This window comes from Streptomyces lacaronensis, assembly GCF_047337785.1.
In the GTDB taxonomy this organism is placed as follows: Bacteria; Actinomycetota; Actinomycetes; order Streptomycetales; family Streptomycetaceae; genus Streptomyces; species Streptomyces lycopersici.
In genome coordinates, this window is the sequence record NZ_JBLHDK010000003.1 from 4,982,335 (window position 1) to 5,006,911 (window position 24,577).

The window sequence follows — 24,577 nt, forward strand, 5'->3', positions numbered from 1 at the left end:
ACACCTTCAACGGTCTCCCTCGTCAGGGCAGGGAACCTCCGCCGAAATGATCCCGCGTTCCCTCCGCCGACCTGGGGTTCACGGAACTGTGGACCCGATACGCTTCTTCACCTGGAAAGTGCCTCCGGCGGTGTTGGGAACAAGGACCTCAGCAATCCTGATTCTCGCTGGTCAGAGGCACTTTCTGCCTTCTTGATCACCAGCCGGACAGCCCGCCTCGTGAAAGCGCGAGGTTAGCGAAGATGGAACGGCGGTTTCGGCACCCGGACCGCACGCTTGTCCCGGACCGACAGGTGCTGTGCTGGATCCTGTTCATTGTCCATACCGGCATCCAGGACCCGTTCCTTCATCGACCTCATCAGGCCCTGTCACCGGGAATTCTCCTCCAATTCCGCACGCAGCCCTGGCCTTCTGGCCTCCAGGAGTGTGCACGAGGCTCTGCCTCGGGTGCGTAGACACCTGCATTGGACACATTCCTGATTTTTGAGGCGTGATGGCCAACCGCAGTTTCCGGCTGTCGGCTCGTGGGGGCGCCGATTGAGGGAAGGAGGGCGGTTCAAGTGCGAGGTCAGTGGTGATGGGACTTCCCTTTTCCCTTTCTCTGCTGCTCGTGGTGGTTGTGGTGGTTGTGGTGGCGCGACTTATGTGACCTGCTCTTCTTGCCGACGGATTGGGCGAAATCGCTGGGTGGTCCGTAGTCAGCTACGGACACGTGGGATGGGTCAGTTATGGAATCCATCCAGTGAGCGGGCTGGTCATCATGATAGCCCGAGGGCTGGAACTGGTCGTCCGCGGTGTACGTCTGGGAGAAAGCCACATCCTGCAAGGCCGTCTCCTGAACGGGACCAGACATCGCCTGAGAGTGGTCGGCAGCCGGATACTGGAAGTTCTGGTCATACGGACTGAGCGGCGCGTGGTCCGCAACGGAACCCTGCCAGGAGGGGCCGGCCTCGGCAGAACCGTACTGGTCATACGGACTGAGCGGCGCGTGGTCCGCAACGGAACTTTGCCAGGAGGGGCCGGCCTCGGCAGAACCGTACTGGTCAGACGGGCTCTGCCGCGTGGAGCCCTGCGACGGAACTTCCTGTCCCCCGCTGAAATCTATAAGGTCCTGCCATGACTCGTCTTTCGACGGGGAAGCACTGGCCTGAGCAGTCTCCATGATGATTGGATCCACTTTCACCCGTTTCGCCTCTGGGTGAATCGTGTAATACTTGACTCTACCATCTCTGTCGTGGCGTGGCTTCAAAGGGATTTCCGCGGACCGCAGTACCCGCTCCAGTGGAACGGGTAGCTCCATCTGTTTGATCTGTGCGTTGTGCAGATATATCCCGAGAGGAGACCGGTCGTTAAATGGTAGCCGTCTTTTCGGTATCTGGGCGGTTTCCCCGTTCAGCCCATAAAGCCTCTCGAGGGCCGCAGCCCGCCCCTCCATCTTTTCCCGATTTTCGCGCTCGTAGACAGTTTCCACGTGTTTGGGAATTTTTACTACGTCTTCACCTTTTTTATTTCGTCGTTTCTCCAAGGGTACTTCTGCGTGGCGCGTCAGGGCTTGTGCCGCCAGTGGGCCTACCGCTCTGCCCTTATCCCTAAATTCCCGCAAAATCCGCGCAATATCATCCGCGCCACGGAATGGGGGCTTGTGGTAGTAGTTCGGCAGGTGTCCTTTCGGCACGAAGCCTCTCGTGTACAATTTTTCGACTCCATCGGCGATTTCCTGATCTGACGCCATGTTTGAGCGCTCCTTTGTGGACTGTACGAAGATGCTGGCTCCTCCCTCCACGTGCTCGGCGGCTGATCGGTTCAACTCGTCTCGGCTTTCAATGCGTGATGTCGTCCTGTTAGCCTCGATCTTTCGTGACGGTCCGTCGGTTTCTCTGGCGGGCTGTTTCGGCTTGTCCAGACGATGATGGGCAGGCCGGTGGCCCGGCTGTCGCGCCGGGTGGGCACCGGGTCCCACAGCTCCGGAAGTGGTCAGGTACTCGTCGGGATAGGGCGTTGTCGCTGGTCAACCGGGGTCGGGCAGGGCCCGAAGGTGGTCGAACGCGCTCGTGATCACGTCGGTCCAGGGCCAGTGGCAGGCGAGACGGAGGTAGCGGTGGCGGCCGGTGGTGACCAGCTGGGCGGCGGCGGAGAACAGCCGCAATCGCAGGCGTTTGGGTTCCCATCGGCGGACGGTCCCGGTCAGGGCGAGCAGGGGCATCCAAGCGAGCAGGTCGAGGGCGATCTGGATGATCTTCAGCCAGATCTGGTTCTGTGCGGCGTCGTGGAGGGGTAGGTTGCGCAGGCCGGTGGCGCGGGCGGCGCGGATGCGGTCCTCGGTACGGGCCCGCTGCCGGTGGCGCAGTTCGAGGGCGCCGATCGCCTCGCCCGCCGTGTTGGTGGCGAAGCAGGTCAACCGCATGCCGTCGGCGTTGGTGAAGCGCAGTTCGGCGCCGGGGTGCGGTCGTTCCTTGCGCACGATCAGCCGTAGCCCTTTCGGCCAGCCGGTCAGGCAGTCGCCGGCGAGTTCGGCGACCCACGCGCCGTCGCGGATCTCGCCGTCAGGTTCCACGGCTGGCGTCCAGGCCGAGGCCGGGACCTTCAGGACGGCCTGGTGGATGGCGTCGGTGATGGTCATGCCGACCGAGTACGACAGCCACCTGCCGCGCTGGGCGAGCCAGGCGACGAACTCGTGGGTGCCGCCGCCGGAGTCGATGCGGATCAGCGTCTGCCGTCCGCGCCGGAGCCGTTTGGGCAGCTGGGCCAGGGCCAGTTTCGTGGCCTCGATGTGGTCAGCGGCGGTGTTGGAGCCGGCGTTGCCGGGCCGCAGCGTGCCCCGACCGGTTCTCCGGACCCGCCGCAGCCATGGTCGACGAACCCCATCAGCGGGTGGTGCCCGAACGTCTTCTTCCAGGTCGCGGTGGCGTCCTGCTTCTCGGAGTGCGCCAGGACGAGGACCCCGTCGATGTCCACGATCACCTGCCCGCCCGCGTCCGGCGCTGCGGCACCGGCCAACCGCCATACGTGTTCGCGTACTTCAGCACGGGCTGTGTGCAGCGCGGCCAGGACCCGTTGTCCGCCCGCCGCCAGCTTGCTGATCAGCCGGGAGACCGTGGGGTCAGAGGCCACCGGCCCGAACACGGCCGACTCGCCCCGCAACATGCCCACATCGGCCAGGCAGTCCCCGCCCAGCGCCACCGCTAGCGCGACATCCAGCACGATCTTGCCCGGATCGTGCACCGTCCGCGGCCTGCGCCACGGCACAAGCGCCGCCGATATCGCCGCATCCAGACCGGACTTGCGGACCGTCTCGACCAGCAGCACCGCCCCGGCCTGCGAGACGACTCCACGACCGCCGCCCTCGACGCGGAGACGCGGGTAGGACCCGATACGCTTCTTCACCTGGAAAGTGCCTCCGGCGGTGGCGGGAACAAGGACCTCAGCAATCCTCATTCTCGCTGGTCAGAGGCACTTTCTGCCTTCTTGATCACCAGCCGGACAGCCCGCCTCGTGAAAGCGCGAGGTTAGCGAAGATGGAACGGCGGTTTCGGCACCCGGACCCGCACGCTTGTCCCGGACCGACAGGTGCTGTGCTGGATCCTGTTCATTGTCCATACCGGCATCCAGGACCCGTTCCTTCATCGACCTCATCAGGCCCTGTCACCGGGAATTCTCCTCCAATTCCGCACGCAGCCCTGGCCTTCTGGCCTCCAGGAGTGTGCACGAGGCTCTGCCTCGGGTGCGTAGACACCTGCATTGGACACATTCCTGATTTTTGAGGCGTGATGGCCAACCGCAGTTTCCGGCTGTCGGCTCGTGGGGGCGCCGATTGAGGGAAGGAGGGCGGTTCAAGTGCGAGGTCAGTGGTGATGGGACTTCCCTTTTCCCTTTCTCTGCTGCTCGTGGTGGTTGTGGTGGTTGTGGTGGTTGTGGTGGCGCGACTTATGTGACCTGCTCTTCTTGCCGACGGATTGGGCGAAGTCGCTGGGTGGTCCGTAGTCAGCTACGGACACGTGGGATGGGTCAGTTATGGAATCCATCCAGTGAGCGGGCTGGTCATCATGATAGCCCGAGGGCTGGAACTGGTCGTCCGCGGTGTACGTCTGGGAGAAAGCCACATCCTGCAAGGCCGTCTCCTGAACGGGACCAGACATCGCCTGAGAGTGGTCGGCAGCCGGATACTGGAAGTTCTGGTCATACGGACTGAGCGGCGCGTGGTCCGCAACGGAACCCTGCCAGGAGGGGCCGGCCTCGGCAGAACCGTACTGGTCATACGGACTGAGCGGCGCGTGGTCCGCAACGGAACTTTGCCAGGAGGGGCCGGCCTCGGCAGAACCGTACTGGTCAGACGGGCTCTGCCGCGTGGAGCCCTGCGACGGAACTTCCTGTCCCCCGCTGAAATCTATAAGGTCCTGCCATGACTCGTCTTTCGACGGGGAAGCACTGGCCTGAGCAGTCTCCATGATGATTGGATCCACTTTCACCCGTTTCGCCTCTGGGTGAATCGTGTAATACTTGACTCTACCATCTCTGTCGTGGCGTGGCTTCAAAGGGATTTCCGCGGACCGCAGTACCCGCTCCAGTGGAACGGCTAGCTCCGTCTGTTGGATCTGTGCGTCGTGCAGATATTTCCCGAGAGGAGACCGGTCGTTAAATGGTAGCCGTCTTTTCGGTATCTGGGCGGTTTCCCCGTTCAGCCCATAAAGCCTCTCGAGGGCCGCAGCCCGCCCCTCCATCTTTTCCCGCTTTTCGCGCTCGTAGACAGTTTCCACGCGTTTGGGAATTTTTACTACGTCTTCACCTTTTTTATTTCGTCGTTTCTCCAAGGGTACTTCTGCGTGGCGCGTCAGGGCTTGTGCCGCCAGTGGGCCTACCGCTCTGCCCTTATCCCTAAATTCCCGCAAAATCCGCGCAATATCATCCGCGCCACGGAATGGGGGCTTGTGGTAGTAGTTCGGCAGGTGTCCTTTCGGCACGAAGCCTCTCGTGTACAATTTTTCGACTCCATCGGCGATTTCCTGATCTGACGCCATGTTTGAGCGCTCCTTTGTGGACTGTACGAAGATGCTGGCTCCTCCCTCCACGTGCTCGGCGGCTGATCGGTTCAACTCGTCTCGGCTTTCAATGCGTGATGTCGTCCTGTTGGCTGGCGCGGGAGACGGGTGCCGGTGGTGCCTCCGTCGAGGACGTCATAGCGGTACCGGAGCTGAAGCAGGAACAACAGTCACCGTCACGACCAGCACGCTTGACATGCCGGCTGGCGTTCACGGCAGCCTCGCGCAGCAGGACGATGCCCACGGGGTTGTCGTGGATGTTCGCGGCGAGGACGACGACCGCGATGGCCTGGCCGGATGTCCACGGCCAGGCCACGCTTGCGGCCCGGTACCTGTTTGAGCCGGATGGTGTCCGGTCGTGGCGGCGGGGACCGGCGGCTGCGTGGACGCTCTGTATGTCCAGCATCGCCAGGTCCGAGTCTTCTCGGCGCCGGGCGCGTTCACGGACACGGCAGCGCAGGAGTTCATGGATGGTCTGGCCGGTTCCGTCGTCGCGCCAGGCGGCGAAGTAAGTAGGACATCGCGCTCTTGGGCGACACGCTGCGCGGGAGGGAGGTCCACCGGATTCCGGACCGGTGGAGGATCGGGTTCGCGGTTTCCCGCATGGCATAGGCACTCCTGATGTCCGCTCACAGACCGGTGCCGGTCCTTCCATGCTTCACCCATCCGGTCAGCCCACCAGACCACAGCCCTCGAACCGGAATAATCCACTCCGCACCCACACCATCAGGCGGTGGCAGATTACTCATTCACCCGCGAGCCGACGACTGGCAACAGCGGCGTTCGACCGGATCCGTCAGCACCTCGACCTGCCGGATTGTTATATGGGCACCTCTACGGGATCCAGCGCGCAGTGGCAGCGGCTCTGTCCAGAGCACGTTCGCCAAGCGGCGGTGTGTTGACGAAACGTGGTGCAACCGTGGCTGGCCGCCCAGCCGCTCCAGCGGCATCCACCCCGACTCCTTGAGGGTCGAGGTACTGGCGCGTTCATCTCAACATCTGAGGCGTGGTCGGCCTGGCATACACGCAGAGGTCCGGCACGACGACCGCATCCCGCCGACCGAGGCCTCCAACCCTGCGCGCCGACCAGTCCAACGGGCGCATGGTGCGCGATCGCCCGACCACCCATACTCTGAGTCGAAAAAAGACATGCTAGCCTCGATCTTGCATGAGGGTTCGTCAGCTTGCTGACGGACCCTTTGGGGTTGTCCGGGGTGGAGACTTTTGCAGGTGGGCAGGCTGGTGGCCCGGCTGTCGCGTCGGGTGGGCGCCGGGTTCCACGGCTCCGGGCGGGGTGGTGCTGCTCGTAGGGACGGAAAAGTGCTGGTCAGCCGGGGTTCGGCAGGGCCGCGAGCCGTTGCATGGCATCGGTGATCACGCCGGTCCAGGGCCAGTGCCTGGCGAAGCGGAGGATGCGATGGCGACGTGGTGACGAGCTGAGCGGCCGCGGAGAACAGCCGCAGCCGCAGGCGGCGGGGCTCCCACCGGCGGGCTGAGCCTGTGAGGGCGAGCATCGGCATCCAGGCCAGCAGGTTTAGGGCGATCTGGACGATCTCCAGCTAGATCTGGTTCTGTGCGGCCTCGTGGAGGGGCAGGTTGCGCAGGCCGGTCGCGCGGACGGAGCGGATACGGTCCTCCGCTCTGGCCCGCTGACGGTGCCGCAGCTCCAGCCCGGCGACCGGAGCGTTCCTGGTGTTGGTGGCAAAGCAGGTCAGGCGCATGCCGTCCGCGTCGGTGAAACGCAACTGGGCGCCGGGGTGCGGCCGTTCCTTCCGCACGATCAGCCGCATCCCCTCGGGCCAGCCCTTGAGGCAGTCGCCGTCGAGTTCGGCCACCCAGGCGCCGTCGCGGATCTCGCCGTCGGGCTCGACGGCCGGCGTCCAGGCCGACGCCGGAACCTGCAAAACTGCCTGGTGGATGGCGTCGGTGATGGTCATGCCGACCGAGTACGACAGCCACCGGCCGCGGGCGGGCAGCCAGCCCACGAACTCGTGGGTGCCCCCGCCCGAGTCCGTGCGGATCAGCGTCCGCCGTCCGCGCCGGTACTCCTTCGGCAACTGCGCCAGCGAGAGCCGGGCGGCTTCGATGTGGTCCGCAGCGGTGTTGCTGCCCGCGTTCCCGGGCCGCAGCAGCCCGGCCACCGGCTCACCGGACCCGCCCCGGCCGTGGTCGACGAACCCCATCAGCGGATAGTGCCCGAACGTCTTCTTCCAGGTCGCGGCCGCATCCTGCTTCTCGGAATGCGCGAGGACGAGCACCCCGTCCAGGTCCACGACCACCTGCCCGGACGCATCCGGCGCCACCTCCCCGGCCAACCGCCATACACGTTCACGGACCTGAGCGCGGGCCTGCCGCAGTCCGGTCAGCGCACGCTTCCCGCCCGCTGCCAGCGCGTCAATCAGCCGGGACACTCTCGGATCAGAGGCCACCGGCCCGAACACCGCCGGCCTGGGAGACCACCCCGCGACCACCGCCTTCGGTACGGACACGCGGGTAGGACCCTATAGGCTTCTTCACCTGGAGAGTGCTTCTTTCATGCGACGACCTGGACCCTCGACAAGTCTCATCGTTGCAGGTCAGGAGCACTCTTCGCGTTTCTGATCACCTACCGGACACACTGCCACGTGAAAGCGCGAGGTTAACGCCGTCACCGCTTGGTCAGGATCCGAGGCCACCGGCCCGAAGAAGTCAGGCTCGACTCGCAGTCCCTCGAGGCCGCGGCCGACCGGCCGGTGAACCGTATGGGGCGGGCGTACGTGGTGGCCAGGGCACCAGCCAAGTTGAAGCCGCCGAGAGAGAGCAGGACGGGCATGTCCACTGAGGCCCCCGAGGTGTCCGAGGAGGAGCGGGACGAGGCACCCGCCGCGGAGGAGGGCGGCGCGACGACGGACAGCGCCGCTCCTCAGGAGAAGGAGAGCCCGCCGCCCCCGCCCCGGCCGCACTTCATCCTCTACATGGACGGGCCTGAATACGCGCGGAACCTGCGGCAGTTGACCCTGTGGACCCACCACGTCCTGCTGCCCGTCTACGGCAGGGAGGTCACCTCCACGGCACCCTGGTGCTCCCGCTGGTGGGAGCACCCGGAAGCGGTCGCCCAGCTCCATGGGCTGTGGCTGGCCTGGGGGGAGCTGACCGGGCCCGGTTCCGGGATGTGCGGGCCCGCCAACTGGCACCGCGACTACATGATCCCCGTCATGGGCGTCCTGCGGGACCCGAACGGCCCCTTCGCCGCCTGCAAGCCAGGAGCCCACCGCTCGATGGAGAAGCCTCCCGTCGACGCCGTCGACCCCTTCGGCCCGCCGCCTCCACCACCCCCCGGGACATGACGGAGGCATGACGGACAGTCGAGAGCGGATATACGCACGGTGCGTACATCCGCTCTTCGCCGTCGCCGGGCCCGGCTCAGCTCTCGACGAAACTCCACTCCTGGTCTTCCGCTTCGCCGCACTTGGAGATCGTGACCTTGGAGTTCGCGCTCTTCTCCGTGGTGAGACACAGGCGGCTCTTCTGGTTGCGGAGCCGGTATGAGTCGTCGGAGCGCTTGCCGAGCCACCAGAGCTGGTTGTCCTTCTCCTTGCTGTTGTTGCAGCTGGACATGCCCATGTGTGCGCCCTCAGAAGCGGAGCCGTTGCCCGGCAGGTCCAGGCAGAGGTCGGACTTGGAATTGCGGATCAGATACTGGTCGGCTCTGCCGCCACCCTGGGAGACCACGTTCAGGACCCACCCCTGGTTGTCCTCGCTCTTGCAGGCGCCGTCCTGGACCTTGGTCTCCGGTGCGCTCCTGCCGGAGCCGGGAAGGTCCACGCACAGGCCGTACTTCTTGTTCCTGATCAGCATCCCGCCCTTGTAGGTTCGGGGATCCACCGCGGCCTTCGGGGCGTCCGTCGGCTTCGGCGCGGCGGATGGGGAGGCCGACGGGGACGGCGAGGAGGAACGCGAGCCCGAAGGCGACGGTGACGCGGACTTGGACGGCGTGGGCGGAGTCTTGTCCGCGCTCTCCGTCGCGCCGGAGGCCAGGTTCCGCTCCCCGCCGCCTCCCGAGCTGCCGATCACTATCAGCGGCACCACGACGACCGCCGCCAGGACGACACCTGCCACCCCGACGAACAGGGGCCGCTTGAGCAACCCGGGCGACTCGTACTCGTCATCGGACTGGTCCAGTTGCCTCCTGCGGACCGGTTTCCGCTCGAGACCCGAGCTGGGAACCGGGGTCGTGAGCGCCGACTGTGCGGGGCCCGGCGTCGAGACCGGTTCGTCGCCAAAGTCGTCGAACTCGTCGACAACACCGACATCGGGGAGGTCGGAGAGGTCGGAGACAGGGGGGACGTCAGAGGCATCGGGCGCATCGGGTGGCCCGGCCTCGACACCGGAGGGGCCGAGGTACGCGCCGGGCCCGGCGAATTCGCGCGTCTCGTCCCCGTCCGGTTCCTCCCCGTGCTGCTCCAACAGCCGGCTGGAACCGTCGGGCGCAACCTCGACGATGACCACATACCCCTCGGAGGGATCGGAGATGGTCGCCGTCACGGGGGCGTTCCGGCCGCGGGCATACCCGTGCAACGTGTCGAGAATCGCGGTGTCGACCTGCTCCTCCCCCACCACCGGTACCGGTACACCGTCGATGGTGGCGGAGCCGTCACCGGAGATGATCACGGCAAGCGGGGAGGACGTCTCGGGCGGCTCCCCGATGGACTCCGGCTCATCGAGATCCGCCGGTTCCCCCGCCGCGTGGCGCTCGTCCCCGGTCTTCGGCTTATCCGGTTCTTCACCCAGGCTCATGACCATCCCTTCCTGATATCGCCCGACCGCGTGGCCTCGGTCCGAGTCCGTCGCGGTCCTCAGGAAGCGGTCACGGACAGGGCGCCACGGCGGTCCCGCACACCGCAACGGGCTCCGTGGGGAAACGGTTCAAAACAGTTCAACTCCGCGCCGCGACCGTACGCCGCCTCCGGCTCGGTGGGCGGACGTTGAACCATTTCCCGCCCGGCCTTGGGCTCGCCGTGACCCGGGGGATGGGCCATGGGCCACGGCGAGTCCGTCTGCGATACGAGCAGCCGCTCACCAGGGGCTGCTACGGATCAACCCACGTCGCGGTAGGTGTTACCGCTGGCGTTCGGGGTGGTGCCGTCGTAGAGGCCGGTCGAGTTGGACTTGGTTTTGGAGAGGGCGAACCACGCGTAGCGCTTCACGTAGGGCAGGACTCCCAGTGCATCCGTCGACCACTTGATGAAGCGGGTCTGCTCCTTCTCGCTCGGGTAGCGGGAGGCGCCCTGTTTGCTGAAATCTTTGAGGGCGTACTCGGTCAGCCAGATCGGCTTCTTGTAGCGGTCGTGGATGCGCTCCAGGTAGTCGGCCAGTTGGTAGCTGGCGGCGGAGCTGAAGTCGGAGCCGTACCAGTGCACCGGGATGAAGTCGACGCGCAAGTGGCGTTTCGCGGCTCCCTTCATGAACTGGTCCAGCCAGGCGCCGGGCTTGTCCGCGTTGGCGGCGACCGCCGGGGCTCCCAGCTTCAGACCGGTCTTCTCCAACCGGGGCCACAGGTCAAGGGCCTGCTCGACCGACATGTTGGCCTGCGAGGACAAGTCGGGCTCATTGAAGGTGAGGAGGTTCTTCCCCTCCTTGGCGGCCTTGCCCAGCTCCGCGTCGTTGACCGAGCCGGGGCCCCAGATCGTCGGGACGAACTCGACGCCCTTCGGCTTGGCGACCTTGCCGGTGGAGGAGGTCCAGTTGTGGTACCAGGACACGCCGGAGTCCTTCAGCGCCTGGGCGGAGCCGTCGGCGGCGTTGACGCCGACGCCCTTGCCGGGCACGAGCGCGCGGTTTCGGCCGGGGTCCGGCTTGTCGCCGTGGCCGGGCTTGGGCTTGGGCTTGGGGTCGGACTTGGGCTTGGGCTTCTCGGAAGCGCCGTCGCCATGGAAGGTGACCGTCAGGCCGCTGCACTTGCTGCACTGGCGCACGACCTGGTTGCCGCCCTCCGCGTCGTGCTTGGACCATGCGTACGCCGTGGGGCACTTCTGGGTGAGCGCGTCGCTGTAGGCGGTCTTCGCGTCCCGGTTCGGGTTGACGCACACCAGCGGCTTACCCGTGCCCTGGGCCTTGGTCAGGTTCTCGGGCGGGCAGACGGCCAGCAGATCTGTGGGGCAGCCCACATCGGAACACTCGCCGCCGTTCTCGGGCGGCTTGGCTCCATCGGGGCTGATGGTGATGGGCGTCGAGACGGCGTTGACGTAGCTGACGTTGTACCAGGGCGCCGACTTGTCGCGCGTGTCGAAGTTGAACTCGGCGAGGCTGACGGGCTGTTCACCGGTGGAGCAGCGGTCGGCGTACGGCCCGCAGTCGCCCACCTCGCAGTGGAACGTACTGCCACTCTTCCCGGAGCAGCCCTGGCGTGGGAAGAGTTTGCCGCGCCAGTGCCCGGCGTCCGAGCGCTCGGGGATTTTGATGGTGGCGGACTTGCCCGGGTCCAGCGTCGGCAGCCCGGTGAGCGGGGCCGAGCCGTCGGCATTGACCCCCGCGCCGACCCAGATACGGCTGCTCGTCTCGTTCCGCACGGTGACGGTGTGCTCCGCGTCACCAGCTGCCGCTACCCCGGTGACCTGGTCCCGGTCCTTGCCGGAAGAGCCCTGGAACACCGCCGCAGACGCGGCTGTCACGCCGACGACGATCAGGAGGAAGGCGAGCAGTAGCGGTCGAAGTGATCGTGGGGTAAGTGATCGAAGTGATCTCACGCGCATAAATCAGCCTCTCAAGCCAGGGGTAGCCTGCGCAGGCACGACGTATGTGCGGAGCAAACGGTTCATCAGATGAGGACTGTGCTTGATCAGAGCTGATCGGCGGCCGACGTGGGCTCAGTTCTTCACGAAGCGCCACTGGATGCTGGCCGGGTGAGGGTGTCCGCCACTGTTGTGCAGGCGAGCCGGGCCACGGAGTGGTCGTCGCAATCGCCGCACGTGAAGAGCCTGAGCTTGGCGCCCGGGCCCGTCTTGTCCGTCCTTAACACGCTGGTTGTCGCTGCCCGACGCCTCACCGCCGGGATCGTCCTGCACCCTGCCGTCCGGCCGCCCCTTGCCCTTACCCTTGCCGGGGAGATCCACAAAGGCTGTCGCAGCAGGTCAGGCTGCTCATACTTCGGGTGATGCGGGCGGCGGCGTGCAGTAGCCGGTAGCGGAGTTTCTTCGGTTCGGCGTCGGCGAGTTCGCCGTCCAGCACCAGGGTGCGGGTCCAGGCGAGCAGGTCGATCGCGGTCAGCGGCAGCTCCAGCCACACGGCGTTGGCGGTCCAACGAGCCCACCCCAACGCGCTGAACCGTTCTTGGCTTCCATCCGTGTCATCTGTGCAGCCGACAGGGGACGGCGTCCGGTGCCGCGAGTGTCCGGCTTCCTGTCCCGGCTCGGCGTCCGGTGGTCGAGGACCGCCGACTCCCACCGGACGCTCCTCGCCTGCTTCCGCCGTAGGGTCTCGACCGGACCCGACGGAAGGGAGCGGCTCCGGCCCCGGCCGTCCATCGCGCCCCCGAGAGGACGGCCGCGACACGCTGGGGTCAACCCGGTGAACCGTCCATGCTCGGGCATCTGCTTCTAAAGGTCCACTCGCTTAGCCTCGATCCACCGGTCGATGGTGGGCCCAGTAGCCGGACATGAGGGCGCGGGTGTCCTCTGACCTGGGGTGATGGGACTTCCTAGAGTTCCGTTGCACCCGATTGAGAGAACACCCGCGAGATGCAATCTTCCCATGCCGCATCGACGGTCTCGGTCAGATTCGATGACCGGAACCTGGTCACGGACGCGGGGCTGCTTCCGGTGATACGGCTTGCCGAGCGGGGGCGGCTGTCTGCGCTGGTCCGCGAGTCGGTAGGCATCTGCGGTGCCGGCAACAGCGGCGGGGCGAATCCGGCGGCGAAGGTGACCTCGCTGGTCGCGGCGATGTGCGCGGGGGCGGACAGCATCCAGGACGCCGGCCGGCTGCGGCACGGGGCCATGCCGCAGCTCTTCGACCAGATACGGGCCCCTCGACGCTGGGCACGTTCCTGCGGTCTTTCACCCACGGCCACAGGCTGCAACTGCACGCGGTCCACCGCAGGTTCCTGCGGGAGGTGGCCGCTCACACCCCGCTGCTGCCCGACGCCGGGCAGGTCGCGTTCATCGACGTCGACTCCACCCACAAGCGGGGCTTCGGACCCGCCAAACAGGGCGCCCAGGTGGGCCGGTTCAAGGGCATCCGCACTCTGCACCCACTACTGGCCACCGTCTGCACCCCGACCACCCGGCCGGTGATCGCCGCCGTCCGGCCGCGGCAGGGCAAAGCCGCCGACTCCCGCGGAGCCGAACGCTTCGTCACCGAAGCCCTGGCCACCGCCGGAGAGGCCGGCTGCACCGGTACCCGCGTCCTGCGCGCGGACAGCCAGTTCTACAACGCCGACGTGGTCGCCGCCTGCCGCCGTACCGGAGCCCACTTCTCGATCACGGCCGGGATGAACCCCTCCATCAACCGGGCCGTCGCCTCCCTCGACGAAACTGCCTGGCAGCCCATCCGCGACACCACGGCAGTCGTCGATCCCGATACCGGCGAGCTGCTCTCCGACGCCCAGGTCGCCGAGATTCCGGCCTACACCGCCTTCACCGGCCGAAAGAAGGCCGAGCAGGTCACCGCCCGGCGATCGTGCGCCGGGTCCGTGACCTGGCCAAACCTGCCACCGTCGGTGAGCAGGGCGAGCTGTTCCCCGCCTGGCGCTACCACCCCCTCTTCACCGACAGCCCGTTCGGAACCCTCCAGGCCGAACGGCAGCACCGCCATCACGCGGTCATCGAGCAGGTCATCGCCGACGGCAAGGCCGGACCTCTGGCCCACCTGCCCTCGGGGAAGTTCAACGCGAACGCCGCCTGGCTGACCCTGTGGGCCATGTCCTACAACCTGCTGCGGGCCGCCGGCGCTCTGGCCTCGGTCTTCCACGCGAAGGCCACCACCACAACCCTCCGCACCCACCTCGTCCACGTCCCCGCCCGCCTGGCCCACTCCGCCAGACGCCTCACGCTCCACCTGCCCCGACGATGGCCCTGGCACGACGCGTGGATGCAACTGTTCGACACGATCCACCGCCCACCCGACCCAGCCTGACCCCGCCGTCCACCCGCCCCACCGGGCACGACCGGAACCACCGTGGAAAAGCTGGGCAGACCAGCGAACACCCCCTGCCCACACCCAGCCAACACCCCCCCGGAACCACCCTGCAAAGCTCAGAAGATCACGCCAAACCGCCACCGGTCGGGTGGCCGGAGGGAATCTCACCCTCCGGCTCCCACAGATCCCGGCGTGACAATCTCTCGTCACCGGGCTCTTGCCATCCTGGTCACCAGACGCGTGGCACCGAAGGGACCCACACCCAGTGCGCAAACATGCGGGGATACCGTTCGGTAATTCCTCGCCAGCACTCGATGGCCTTCTTCACGGCCCGCAGCCGCTTGTACTTGTTGCGGATCCAACGCACCAAGTAGGCGTTGATGCGCGATAGGAGCGGATACAGTGCCGAGCGATGAAATGCTCCGTAGTACTGCATCCACCCTCGCACGACCGGATTGATGCGCCGTGCGAGGTCGTAGAAGGTGTGGCCGGTGCGGTTATGCAGTATCCAGGACCGTACTTCCGCGCTCAGCTTCTTCAGGGCATCCTTGCTTATCGCGGGCAGGAAGGCGCTAAAGTTCTGCCCCTTCCTGTTTCGCGCTCTGCGCTGACGAAACGTGAACCCCAGGAAGGTGAACGACGTGTGCTCATATGAACCCCGCCGGTTCCCGTCCTGGCAGTACACTATCCGGGTCTTATCTGGGTGCAGACGCAGCCCAACCTGTTCCATCCTGTCGGAGATCGCCCTGGCTATGAATTGGGCCTGGGCTCTGCTAACGCAGTGCACCACCGCGTCATCGACATAGCGTTCAAAGCGTACGCCCGGGAATTCTCGGGCCATCCAGGCATCAAACGCATAGTGCAGGAACAGGTTCGCCAGCACTGGCGAAACCGCTGATCCCTGAGGGGTCCCGCAGCTCCGCTGCTGCAAGGCCCCGTGGGACATCTGTACTGGCGCGGCAAGCCACCGCTTCACGTACAAGATGACCCACGGCTGGTCGGTGTTGGCCTCGACCGTCTTGATGATGAGATCCCACGGCACGCTGTCGAAAAACTTCTGGATGTCGAGATCGATCACCCAGTCGTACTTCCAGCACCGTTCCCGGCATGCCGCCACCGCGTCCAGCGCCGACCTCTTCGGCCGGTAGCCATAGGAGTCCGGATGGAAGACCGGTTCGACCTTCTCTTCCAGCCTGCGGGCCACCACCGTTTGGGCGACGCGATCAGCAACAGTAGGCACACCGAGCACCCTGGTCCCGCCGCCGTGCGGCTTCGGTATCTCCACCGCCAGTACCGCGGGCGGAAAGTAACTCCCCGAGGACAGGCGATTCCACACCTTATAGAGATTGCCCTTCAACCGGGCCTCAAAGTCCTCGATGGAGCATCCGTCCACCCCAGGTGCCCCTTTGTTGGCCTTGACCTTCTCCCACGCCTCCCATACTTCCCACTTCGAGATATTAAACGGCTTGCCTGACGACTTCAGTTCGCTCACGCGACTCCTCCCAGAAAACATCCGGTTGATCGAACGAACAAACTACGAATGGCCTGGCCCCTTGGCTCCACTCCCACCGTGTCCGGCAGGAGCTTCACAGCTACTACGAGCCAGTCCGCCAGCGCACCCCGCATCGGTACTCAGTTCCTCACGGTTTCCGCCGCTTGGAACGCTTCCTCTTGCCCCTGGAAAACCAGGGTGGCGGTATCAGGGCACGCTTTCTCACGTTCCGTATAAGAGCAGCAGATCAGGCTCACGTCGCCTCTATGCCGGGCACCACCTGGCCGGTAAGCGGACACCCTCCAGGCCCTTCCCGGAGCTATCCACATGCTCCGGTTTCGATGCCAACCATGCCTCTTTCGACACTTCAATGGCTATGACACTCGTCTTCCTGATCCCTACCTGACGCATCTTGTGCGCCTTTTCCCACATCGCTCACCACGACAGTCTTCAGCTAACGCAGCAGTGGGCGGTTTGGAATCTGCCTCCGCAGGCCGATTCCGAGGGGCCAACCCTCATCTCTTACACAGCATCGCTTCGAGAAGCTCCTCCTACATCAGGCTCCTCTCGGCGTTCGTGACACACGTGGATCGAGGCTTAGCCGTCGCGGCAAGTCCGCGGTGCTGGTCCGCGATGCCGTGGGCGTCCTTCGCTCGTCCGTCGAAGGAGATGCGCGCGTAGCAGACGACGCACTTGAGGGCGGGGGCCGCTGCCAGCATCGCGTTGACCTCTGCCACTGAGGGCAGGTCCGTCGGGACCCCCGGAGTCCGCTGACTACCTCATCCGTGCTGCCACATCTCCCCCTCAGAGTCGGCTTCTTGCCGTCGGGAGAGCAATCTAGACATGGGTGGCTCTAGTAAGGTTCTACTCGATGAAGATCTCCCACGAGATCCGCGACCAGCACGGCGCCGACCTGTCGCTGTCGGAGGAGGAAGTGGAAGCCGGAATGGCAGAGAAATCCCGCGAGTTCGCGGAGGCGGGCAACCGCGTGTATCTGCCGATGGCGGAGTAGCTCCTGCCCCGTGTGACCCCTGCGCTGCCCCTGGTCCGCTGGCCGGGGGCAGCGTCGCGCGAAGGATGCCCTCAAGTACCGCTTGCGACTGAACCGTTGGCGGAGCGGATCCGTGGTGCTTCCGGAAGGGCAGCGGGGCGCCTTCCGGCCGGTACCGGCCGCTGCCCATGCAACCATCGAACCATCCATAGCTTGTGGGAGAACGTATGAAGTCCTGGCGCTCTCGAATCGCCACCGCCCTCGCCGTCGGCGCCGCAGCCATCACCATTCCGCTGACCGCGAGCCCCGCTCAGGCCACCCCCCCGCCGGCGGGCGAAGGCTGGGGCGAGCCGGTGGGCGGTGAAACGTACAACTCGTGGCGCAGCTGCATGCTCGATCAGACCCTCAGCGCGCCGGCCGGGGTCAAAGACGTGTGGTGCGATGGCGAGGGTCGCGGCCACTACGACGTCTATTACCGCTACTGACCCCCCTGAGGCACAGCGCAGGTCGGCCATCCCGGCGCGGCGCGCCCAACCGCCGATCCGGCCGCCCGCTCACGCACGTGAACGGGCGGCCCGTGCCTCCTTGATCCCCCTCGATCCATTCACCGCCCAGGGAAGCAGGGTCTGCCTGCCTGTTTCGGAGTGATCTTCTAGGCTGAGTGTCCCCCCGGAACGCTCCGGGGGGACACTCGGCTAAGCCTTGATCCACTGACCGGTCCGTTGTGGATAACGTCCGGGAAAACGTGCCGCGACCAACCCCGGGTTCGCGCTCGGCACCATCGCGTCGCCACGGAAGAGCCGCCGCAGGAGCGGGACCGGGCCGTGGAGCGGCTGATGCACTGGTACCTGCACACGGCGGCTTCCGTCTACGGCCACCTCTCCCCGGGCCATCGCCCGTTCTATCTCGGACCCCGGCCCATGACGTTCACCTCGCGCGACCAGGCACTGCGGTGGTGCGAGATCGAGCGCCCCGACTTCGTCGCCATGGTGCACCAGGCCGCCGAATCGCGTCGGCCCGACCTCGCGTGGCAACTGACCGCCTCCCTGTGGGGGTTCTCCTACCTCCGCCGCCATCTGAACGAATGGCTCAACTTCGCACGGACGTCTCTTGAGAGCGCCCGCCAGGCCGATGACCGAAGGGGCGAGGCACGGAGTCTCATCGAAGTGGCCGTCGCGCAAACGACGATGCGCCGGTTCGACGAGGCCATCGAGAACTACCGGGAGGCGATGGTGCTCTACCAGCAGTTCGGGGACAACTACGGCAGCTCCCAGGCCATGAGCGGCCTGGGTGTCGCGTATCTGCAGTCGGACGGGCTCGACCTTGCCTTGGACTACCTCAACCGCTCGCTGGTCCTCTCCCGGGCCAACGGCGATAAGTGGGTGGAGGGCATCGCCCTGGCCCAGTTGGGTGACGCCTGCCACCGGCTGGGCCGCTCCGACGAGGCGACCGACTACCTGCGGCGTGGGCTGAGGGTCCTGCACGCCACCGGCTACCGCTGGGTCGAAGGCGTCGCCCTCGATGTCCTCGGCGATGTCCTCTTGGACGCGGGCCGGCTATTGGCGGCTCGCGCCCGATGGCAGCAGGCGCTGGCGCTCTTCGAGGAGTCCGGCCGTCCGGAGGCCGAGGCGGTCCGCGGCAAGCTCCGCCGCCTGGACGCACGTGAGCCGGACCCGGACCCGAATCCCGCGCCCCGGGCCGAAAGCGCAGGCCAAATGGCCGACCGGGTCGGTCGGGCCGCCGTCGAGATCCGCGCCGAAGCCGCACGGGAGCCGGAGCGGCTGCTCCTACGGTAACGGCTCGCCGTTCCACCCTGATCACAGGGCAGGAACGGCGGCCGTTTCCACGCGTTTCCCGGGGAGGAGCCGAGGAGTTCGGGGAGCCGCTGGGAGTGCGGGACTCATCAACCCGTCAACACATGGCACGCCATATAAGACAGGAAACCCCAGCTCAGAGCCGATTCAAGGGATTCTCCCCAGCTCCGGGGCGGGTGGCTCGTGCCACGAAGGGGGAGGCATGGGCCACCCGTTCACGTGCGTGAACGGGTGGCCCGGTCGGGCGCGTGGCGCCCGCGCTGTGGCCTCAGCGACGGTGATACCAGATCTGGTACTGGTCGTGACCGCCGTTGCCATCGCAGTACAGGGGCGCAGGCCTTGTCCACGACCACATGGTCTGGTCGGCAGCGCGGTCGGCCCGACCGATACGGGGCGCCCGGATGTGCTCAAGCAGCGGGCATGCGCAGCTGCTGTAGTGGCGTTGCCCCGCGGCACCAGGGTCGCGAGCCGACGGCCCTTGCCGTCGCAGGCGAGGTGGACGTTGGTGGTCAGTCCTCCCCGGGATCCGCCGAAGTCGTGATCGTCCGGTTCGTCCTGTCGCCTCCGAGTGCCTACGCGGCCATGCTCCACGACGCGCTCTGCCCCTGGCCCTCCGGGCCGGTCTCGTCGGCGGCGCGGCAGGAGGCATCGGCGTCCAGCGCTCCATCCGACTCCCAGAGGAACACTTCCATGGACATCCGTGTCACCCTCGACGGCCGCCCCGTCGACGCGGCCTTGATCGACAGTCACGCCGCCCACGACCCGGTCACCCTGCTCCCACTCAGCATCGGAAGGTTCGGCGTCCCCTCCCACGACCAGCCGGACACGATCGCCGGCACACCGACGGCGTGCCGGCGGATTTCGGGACGCGTCGTGCGGTGCGTCCCGAACTGACGCGTCACTGACCGACGGACCGTCAGAAATCGTACGGCTTCTCGGTGCTCCAGTTCAGCACGTCGGCCTCGTTCCAGCTGAACTGCGGCTTCTCGCCCTTGGTGGCGACGGAGTAGAAGGGGCCGTCGTGACCGTCCGCGCCGCGCAGCGCCATGGCGAACGACTGCGCCGTCTGGTTCTCCGAGCCGTAGTCGAAGAGGTTCACCGCGCTGTATACCGTGCCGCCGGGCTGGAGCGTGATCTGCTTGTCGCCGCCCGGGTTGTCCTTCTTCGAGTGTGGCAGTACGGCGCCATCGTCGCCGAGCTTCACGGCCGGGTACGAGGTGACCCAGCATGGCTCGGCGCTCGCGTTCGACGCGGTGATCAGCAGGTGGTCGCCCTGCTGCCCGGCGAGCCGGTGCACCGCGGTGATCCGCATCCCGTCGCCGCGGCACTGCTGGGCGTCGGCCGTCGTGGCCTTGCTCGTGACCTCGTCCGACCCACCCGAGCCGGTCGTCGAGCGCGCGCCCACCCTGGTGTCACCGCCGCCGTCGGCCTGCTTCGCGTCGCCCTTGCCGTCCCCGTCGGACTCGGACCGGGTCTGCGCGGTACCGGCGGTATTGTCGCTGCTCGCGGCATTCGAGCCGCCGTCGGCGCCGCCGCAGGCGGTCAGGCCCAGCGCCAGCGCGGCGGTGACGGCGGTCAGGGTGACGGTGCGAATCCGGGAGGTACGCATAATCGGGTTCCCCCTGCGTTTCGTGCGGGAGTCTTCTTTGGCCGCTCCCGCAGTGTGGACACCACTTTTCCCGGAGCCACCGACGTTCTGGAAACGTCTCACTCACGTTCCGCAAACACACCGCGTGCGAACGGGTAAGGCCGGGCCGTAGGCGGCCTTGAGTTCCTCACCGTGGATCTGGGCCCGCACGCCGCACCGCACAGTCTCTTCTGCCTCATGGCCACCACCGGCGGGCAGCACCGTCCACGCTCAACTGGCCAAGTGCAACGAGCTGGAGATGGAACGTGATGTCTTCAAACGCTGCATGGCCTTGTGGGTGAAGCAGCTGCGGCGGACTCAGCCGCCGTGGCCGAGGTGATCAGCGACTGCAAGGCCGAACAGAAGATCCCGTACACCGTGGCCTGCCGCGCCCTGGGCGTGAGCGAGTCGTGGTTCTACAAGTGGCGCGACAAGCCCGTCACCGCCCGCGAAGTACGGCGCGGCCAACTGGCCGACGCGATCCGACACGTCTTCGACGCCTCGGGCGGCACCTACGGCTCGCCGAAGGTGTGGATCACGCTCGTGCGCGAGGGCTGGCGCGTGTCGGTGAACACCGTCGCCAAGGTCATGGCCGACCTCGGCCTGGCCGACGGAAGATCCGCCGACGCCGGAGCCTGACCCGGCCCGGCAAGCGGGCCGCCGCCCCGGACTTCGTGCGCCGCGGCTTCACCGCGGACTCCCCGACCAAGTGTGGTGCGGCGACATGACCGAGATCGTCACCAGTGAGGGCAAGCTCTACCTGGCCACCGTGATCGACTTGTTTTCGCGCCGCCTGCTCGGCTACGCGATGGGCGCGCCCACCACGACGCCGAACTCATCGTCGCCGCCCTGAACATGGCACACGCCACCCGCGGCGGCGACGTCAAGGGCGTGATCATTCATCCTCCTGGGCGCGGGGAGCAGGCTCCATGACCTGCATGTCTATCTGGCAACAGATCCCCCACGAAGCACTTTCACAAAGTCACGCATTCCAGGTATATGCATTTCGAGATCCACCCCGCAAATTCTTCAGCTTCGACACCGTCCAAATCATGTCGCAAGAACATGAGTCGCCCCCCCGCCATGGCGTGAAACGACACGAAGCAGCAACGCCGCCCCAACACCTGCGGAGGCCCCGCCGCAGGGCACCACAGAGGCCCTTCTACCTCGACCCATCCTCGCCCACACTGGCAACTTGGTGAGCCGGCTACGGAGTTGAAGAATCACTTTGGGCAGACGACGCCTCCATCGTCACGTTACCGATCCTTGCCGAGCGCACCATGGACACCAACATCCGGGACCTAGCCGCCCCACCGTGTAGTCGCTTCCGTAGCGTCTCAGATGAGATTGGCCGCTGATACGTCTGCCAATGCCACGCATCTTCTGCCACTGCACGCTCCAGAAGACCGTCCCCCATCAGCCGCGAGTTGACCGAGCTGACCATCTTCCGCCAGGACCCGGCCATACCGCTGGTCGCCATCGGCGCTCTCCTGCTTGACCATCACCGCAGCACGATCTTCGGGACACTCCGGGACATCTACCCTCTCGGACTCACGTGACGTCCGACCCCCGGCACCATTGATGGCCTGCAAAAAGCCCCGGACCCACCTCTGCCCAACCGATCAACAGCAACGGCCCAACCGCATCGAAAGCGGTCTTGCCATTCTGACCCGCCAGCAGGGGTCCGTCACCTTCAAAGCCAAGGTCATCAGGCTGGAGAAGACCAACAGCCGACGCGCCGGCCGGAGCTGCTCCCGACCGGCCACCGACGCGTGTCGACCTCTCGCCATTCATCGGCCCGCTCCGCCCCACGACACGGGTACGAAACTGGCCTTGGTCACCAGCCTGCCGACCAAATTCCGCAGGTCAGTGGGGTCATCCTGCTGTGTGGTGCCCTGCCGGGGGCACAGCAAAACGCCTGTTCAGAGGCCCTTCCGTCCGACGGACGGGAGGGCCTTCGTACTCGCAGCACACATATGGCACACATGCGGCTGCGAGCAGAGGTGGGGAGCTGTGCGAGACGCCCGAGAGGGACGAGCTGGCCCGGCGCCGGTACGAGCAGTTGGTCGACCGCTTGGAGAGCCTGATGCAGGCTTCACTGAAGCCTCGCTACCGGGGCTACCACGGGCAGCTGATCCTGAGCAGCGGCGATCTTGAGGAGATGGGCGAACTGAACGACGTCCGTCGTGCTGCACGCGAGGCGGGCCGCCGTCTCGGCTGGCAGCCGAAGACCCGCGTCGTCGACGCAAGACTCTTCGTGTACGACGACCGCGAGGTCCCCAGAGAGATCAGCGAGCTGGCCGCGAGGGATGCTGCTGACGCCGTCGACGCAGCACTCCGAAGGGACGAGTAGAAGCAAGTACGGTCGGCCATCGCCGCCCCACCTTTACTGAAGAGCTGCGCAGCATGCCGGAAATCTGTCGAGCCCGCCCCTGTGGTGGCTCTACCCTTCCCGCATGGCCCATGGAAAGACCTCGTACGTTTGCCTGCCCTGCCGGGCCTCGTACAAGCAGCCCTACCCCGGCCACCACGACCACGACCGAGTCTGTCCACGCTGCGCCGAACCACTGATCCACGTCGGCTCCGCCTTCGCGGCACCCAAGAGGCGGGACACCGCCGCCTGGCGCACCCTCTCCGTGCTGCTGCACGCCGGTGTGCGCTTCCACAAGAGCTGTTGCGGCGGCCCCGGCTACCGCCCACGCACCCTCAGCGAGGTGCGCGAGCGGATGGCCTACGCCCGGGCCACCGGAGAACCGTTCGCTCAGGCGTTGGTCCGCCGCGACCTGCCCTAGCAGCCCGAAAGCAGGGGCGTTCCGCCGCACCGCCGAAGCGACCCCTGCTGTCATACACAGCACGGATAAGGCACATATCACGCGCGGGATCCTCCAGGACGGCCACGGCCTCGGCAGCCTTGCGGGCTTTCTTCTCCGCTTTCTCCAACTTGGCCTTCGCCTTGGCCAGTTGCTTGGAGCGGCGCTTGTGCATCTTCTTCGATACCTCGTCCAGACGGTCCGGGAAGAGATGCCCGTACGTGTCCAGGGTCAGCGTCGCGGACGTGTGGCCCAGCATGGTCTGGACGACGTTGACGTCCGCGCCACTGGCGATGGCGAGCGAGGCCGCCGTATGACGCAGCTTGTGCGGGGTGACCTTGAGATGGTCCAGCCCGGCCTTTCCGACAGCCGGCGCGAAGAACCGCTGCCGGAAGTTCCGGGCCCGCAGTGGGCCGCCCTGCGGTGCCGTAAACAGCAACTGCTCGTCTCCCCGCCCCTGGACGTGCGGCTTCAACTCCTCGGCCAGGAAGCGCGGGATCGGTACTGACCGGCGCTCGTGGTTCTTAGGCGTGTCGAGGTAGAGCTTGCCGTCGTCCTCGACGTTGGACGGACTGCTGCACGCCGCTCTCATGAGGACCGGCGTGGAGCCGATCCCGGTGGAGAGTGCCGGCAGCCTGGCCGAGCCCGGGTGTACGACGGCGGCTGACCAGCTCCCGAGACGTCTGAATGTCAGATGCCGGCATGGGTGCAGACTCCCCGCAGACGCCCCTGCACGCGCTGCTGAAGGCGTCGTGACCAGGTTGTCTCGGGCGGGCTGTGACGGCGGGGCGTGACGGCGGATGGGTGTTCAGCCGACCGGAGTCCTTTCCCCGGCCCAGGCGGCCAGCAGCCGCAGCGCGGTGTGCGAGGACGAGCCTTCCTCCACGGTGTGGGCGATCAGGGCCTGGTCCGGGTCGTCCGGCAGACGTAGCGTCTCGAAGCGGAGGTCCAACTCGCCCACTATGGGGTGCCGGTAGACGTAGCGTCCGTGGGTCTTGTCCTTGAGGCGGTGCTCCGCCCAGACCTCCTGGAACACCGGGCTGGCGGTGGTGAGTTCGTCGAGCAGCTCCGCCGTGTGCGGATCGTCTGGGTGGCGTGCGGCGTCGAGACGGAGGTAGGCGGCCACGTCACTGGCCTTGCCGCGCCAGTCGGCGTACAGATCGCGCATCCCCTCGTCGAGGAAGACCAGCCGGGCCAGGTTCCGCTGCTGGGGAGGAAGCGCGCCGAAGTCGGTGATCAGGGCTGCTGCGAGACGGTTCCAGGCCAGGACGTCGGTGTTGCGGCCGACGATGTACGCCGGGACGTCAGGTGTCGAGTCCAGGAGCCGGCGCAGGCCCGGCCGTACCTGCTGAGGGCGGTGTTCGCCGTCCCCGCGCCCCGGTTCCGACCGGGGTACGGGGCGTGCCAGCCGGTACAGGTGCTCGCGCTCCACCGCTTCCAGACGCAGGGCGCGGGCGACCGCGTCCAGCACCTCCTCGGAGAAGTGCAGGGTGCGGCCCTGTTCCAGTCGGACGTAGTGATCCACGCTCACCCCGGCCAGCTGGGCCAGTTCCTCCCGGCGCAGCCCGGGCACCCGGCGGCGGCTCCCGTAGTCCGGCAGCCCCAGTTCCTCGGGCCGCAGCCGTGCCCGGCGGGAGCGGAGGAACTCGCCCAGTTCTGTACGTCGGTCCAGTGCCATGCGGCCAGTATTCAC

General features: G+C 66.5%; 20 protein-coding genes and 4 pseudogenes. 12 read left to right on the forward strand and 12 right to left on the reverse strand.

The genetic code is table 11. The features are described from left to right. Window positions 1-568: 568 nt before the first annotated feature. The 4 genes and pseudogenes from ACMTAK_RS21165 to ACMTAK_RS21180 all read right to left on the reverse strand — a co-directional run. Window positions 569-1,732 carry a hypothetical protein gene (locus tag ACMTAK_RS21165; RefSeq protein WP_413807672.1) on the reverse strand — a complete coding sequence of 388 codons (1,164 nt, stop codon included), beginning with the start codon at window positions 1,730-1,732 and terminating at the stop codon, window positions 569-571. A gap of 276 nt (window positions 1,733-2,008) precedes the next feature. Next, window positions 2,009-3,384 (reverse strand): annotated as a pseudogene (locus ACMTAK_RS21170) (IS1380 family transposase). Between the two features lie 458 nt (window positions 3,385-3,842). Next, window positions 3,843-5,015: a hypothetical protein gene (locus ACMTAK_RS21175; protein ID WP_413807673.1), complete on the reverse strand. Its 1,173-nt coding sequence runs from the start codon at window positions 5,013-5,015 to the stop codon at window positions 3,843-3,845. 1,348 nt (window positions 5,016-6,363) lie between these two features. Continuing rightward, window positions 6,364-7,483 (reverse strand): annotated as a pseudogene (locus ACMTAK_RS21180) (IS1380 family transposase); the annotation flags it as partial. A 507-nt stretch (window positions 7,484-7,990) separates the two neighbouring features. On the opposite strand from ACMTAK_RS21180, the gene ACMTAK_RS21185 reads away from it, so the two are divergent. After that, the gene (locus ACMTAK_RS21185; protein WP_413812958.1) at window positions 7,991-8,362 is read left to right on the forward strand and encodes a DUF4913 domain-containing protein; all 372 of its coding nucleotides are present in this window, start codon (window positions 7,991-7,993) and stop codon (window positions 8,360-8,362) included. 76 nt (window positions 8,363-8,438) lie between these two features. Here ACMTAK_RS21185 and ACMTAK_RS21190 read toward each other — a convergent pair whose 3' ends face one another. The 3 genes and pseudogenes from ACMTAK_RS21190 to ACMTAK_RS21200 form a co-directional block, all read right to left on the reverse strand. Next, window positions 8,439-9,812: an RICIN domain-containing protein gene (locus tag ACMTAK_RS21190; RefSeq protein WP_413807674.1), complete on the reverse strand. Its 1,374-nt coding sequence runs from the start codon at window positions 9,810-9,812 to the stop codon at window positions 8,439-8,441. Window positions 9,813-10,111: 299 nt separating this feature from the next. After that, the gene (locus ACMTAK_RS21195) at window positions 10,112-11,686 is read right to left on the reverse strand and encodes a glycosyl hydrolase (RefSeq protein ID WP_413807675.1); all 1,575 of its coding nucleotides are present in this window, start codon (window positions 11,684-11,686) and stop codon (window positions 10,112-10,114) included. 472 nt (window positions 11,687-12,158) lie between these two features. Continuing rightward, window positions 12,159-12,566: pseudogene (locus ACMTAK_RS21200) on the reverse strand (transposase); the annotation flags it as partial. Between the two features lie 391 nt (window positions 12,567-12,957). Here ACMTAK_RS21200 and ACMTAK_RS21205 point away from each other — a divergent pair. Both ACMTAK_RS21205 and ACMTAK_RS21210 read left to right on the forward strand, forming a co-directional pair. Next, window positions 12,958-13,515, forward strand: a pseudogene (locus ACMTAK_RS21205) (transposase); the annotation flags it as partial. 176 nt (window positions 13,516-13,691) lie between these two features. Next, window positions 13,692-14,147 carry a transposase gene (locus ACMTAK_RS21210; protein WP_413807676.1) on the forward strand — a complete coding sequence of 152 codons (456 nt, stop codon included), beginning with the start codon at window positions 13,692-13,694 and terminating at the stop codon, window positions 14,145-14,147. 232 nt (window positions 14,148-14,379) lie between these two features. On the opposite strand, the gene ltrA is transcribed toward ACMTAK_RS21210, so the two are convergent. After that, complete coding sequence (ltrA, locus tag ACMTAK_RS21215) at window positions 14,380-15,642, reverse strand: group II intron reverse transcriptase/maturase (protein ID WP_413807677.1); 1,263 nt, start codon at window positions 15,640-15,642, stop codon at window positions 14,380-14,382. 871 nt (window positions 15,643-16,513) lie between these two features. Between ltrA and ACMTAK_RS21220 the strand changes: the two genes are divergently transcribed. The 3 genes from ACMTAK_RS21220 to ACMTAK_RS21230 all read left to right on the forward strand — a co-directional run bounded on the left by ACMTAK_RS21220 (window position 16,514) and on the right by ACMTAK_RS21230 (window position 18,429). Beyond that, window positions 16,514-16,654: a hypothetical protein gene (locus tag ACMTAK_RS21220; RefSeq protein WP_413813279.1), complete on the forward strand. Its 141-nt coding sequence runs from the start codon at window positions 16,514-16,516 to the stop codon at window positions 16,652-16,654. 206 nt (window positions 16,655-16,860) lie between these two features. Beyond that, window positions 16,861-17,118 (forward strand): hypothetical protein, encoded by a 258-nt coding sequence (locus ACMTAK_RS21225; protein ID WP_413807678.1) that lies wholly within the window; start codon window positions 16,861-16,863, stop codon window positions 17,116-17,118. A 351-nt stretch (window positions 17,119-17,469) separates the two neighbouring features. After that, window positions 17,470-18,429, forward strand: a complete 960-nt coding sequence (locus ACMTAK_RS21230) for a tetratricopeptide repeat protein (RefSeq protein ID WP_413807679.1) — start codon at window positions 17,470-17,472, stop codon at window positions 18,427-18,429. Window positions 18,430-19,019: 590 nt separating this feature from the next. Here the strand turns inward: ACMTAK_RS21230 and ACMTAK_RS21235 are convergent. Further along, entirely contained in the window at window positions 19,020-19,145 is a 126-nt protein-coding gene (locus ACMTAK_RS21235; RefSeq protein ID WP_413807680.1) for a hypothetical protein, read from the reverse strand. Here ACMTAK_RS21235 and ACMTAK_RS21240 point away from each other — a divergent pair. After that, window positions 19,138-19,341, forward strand: coding sequence for a hypothetical protein (locus ACMTAK_RS21240; RefSeq protein ID WP_413807681.1), 204 nt, complete (start codon window positions 19,138-19,140; stop codon window positions 19,339-19,341). The two genes, ACMTAK_RS21235 and ACMTAK_RS21240, sit on opposite strands and share 8 nt — an antisense overlap. A 22-nt stretch (window positions 19,342-19,363) precedes the next feature. Here ACMTAK_RS21240 and ACMTAK_RS21245 read toward each other — a convergent pair whose 3' ends face one another. Beyond that, entirely contained in the window at window positions 19,364-20,056 is a 693-nt protein-coding gene (locus ACMTAK_RS21245) for a DUF4232 domain-containing protein (protein WP_413807682.1), read from the reverse strand. A gap of 345 nt (window positions 20,057-20,401) precedes the next feature. Between ACMTAK_RS21245 and ACMTAK_RS21250 the strand changes: the two genes are divergently transcribed. From ACMTAK_RS21250 to ACMTAK_RS21270, 5 genes are all read left to right on the forward strand, one after another. Then, a complete protein-coding gene (locus ACMTAK_RS21250; protein ID WP_413807683.1) occupies window positions 20,402-20,713 on the forward strand; it encodes an IS3 family transposase in 312 nt (103 codons plus the stop codon). Window positions 20,714-20,783: 70 nt separating this feature from the next. Next, on the forward strand, window positions 20,784-20,927 hold the full coding sequence (locus ACMTAK_RS21255; protein ID WP_413807684.1) for a DDE-type integrase/transposase/recombinase: 144 nt from the start codon (window positions 20,784-20,786) through the stop codon (window positions 20,925-20,927). A gap of 574 nt (window positions 20,928-21,501) precedes the next feature. Beyond that, a complete protein-coding gene (locus ACMTAK_RS21260) occupies window positions 21,502-21,633 on the forward strand; it encodes a hypothetical protein (RefSeq protein WP_413807685.1) in 132 nt (43 codons plus the stop codon). A gap of 527 nt (window positions 21,634-22,160) precedes the next feature. Beyond that, window positions 22,161-22,427 (forward strand): hypothetical protein, encoded by a 267-nt coding sequence (locus ACMTAK_RS21265; protein WP_413807686.1) that lies wholly within the window; start codon window positions 22,161-22,163, stop codon window positions 22,425-22,427. Window positions 22,428-22,530: 103 nt separating this feature from the next. Further along, entirely contained in the window at window positions 22,531-22,866 is a 336-nt protein-coding gene (locus ACMTAK_RS21270; RefSeq protein WP_413807687.1) for a deoxyxylulose-5-phosphate synthase, read from the forward strand. On the opposite strand, the gene ACMTAK_RS21275 is transcribed toward ACMTAK_RS21270, so the two are convergent. Beyond that, window positions 22,781-23,476: a tyrosine-type recombinase/integrase gene (locus tag ACMTAK_RS21275; RefSeq protein WP_413807688.1), complete on the reverse strand. Its 696-nt coding sequence runs from the start codon at window positions 23,474-23,476 to the stop codon at window positions 22,781-22,783. The genes ACMTAK_RS21270 and ACMTAK_RS21275 overlap by 86 nt on opposite strands. Before the next feature lie 216 nt (window positions 23,477-23,692). Continuing rightward, window positions 23,693-24,562, reverse strand: a complete 870-nt coding sequence (locus ACMTAK_RS21280; protein ID WP_413807689.1) for a helix-turn-helix transcriptional regulator — start codon at window positions 24,560-24,562, stop codon at window positions 23,693-23,695. Window positions 24,563-24,577 lie beyond the last annotated feature (15 nt).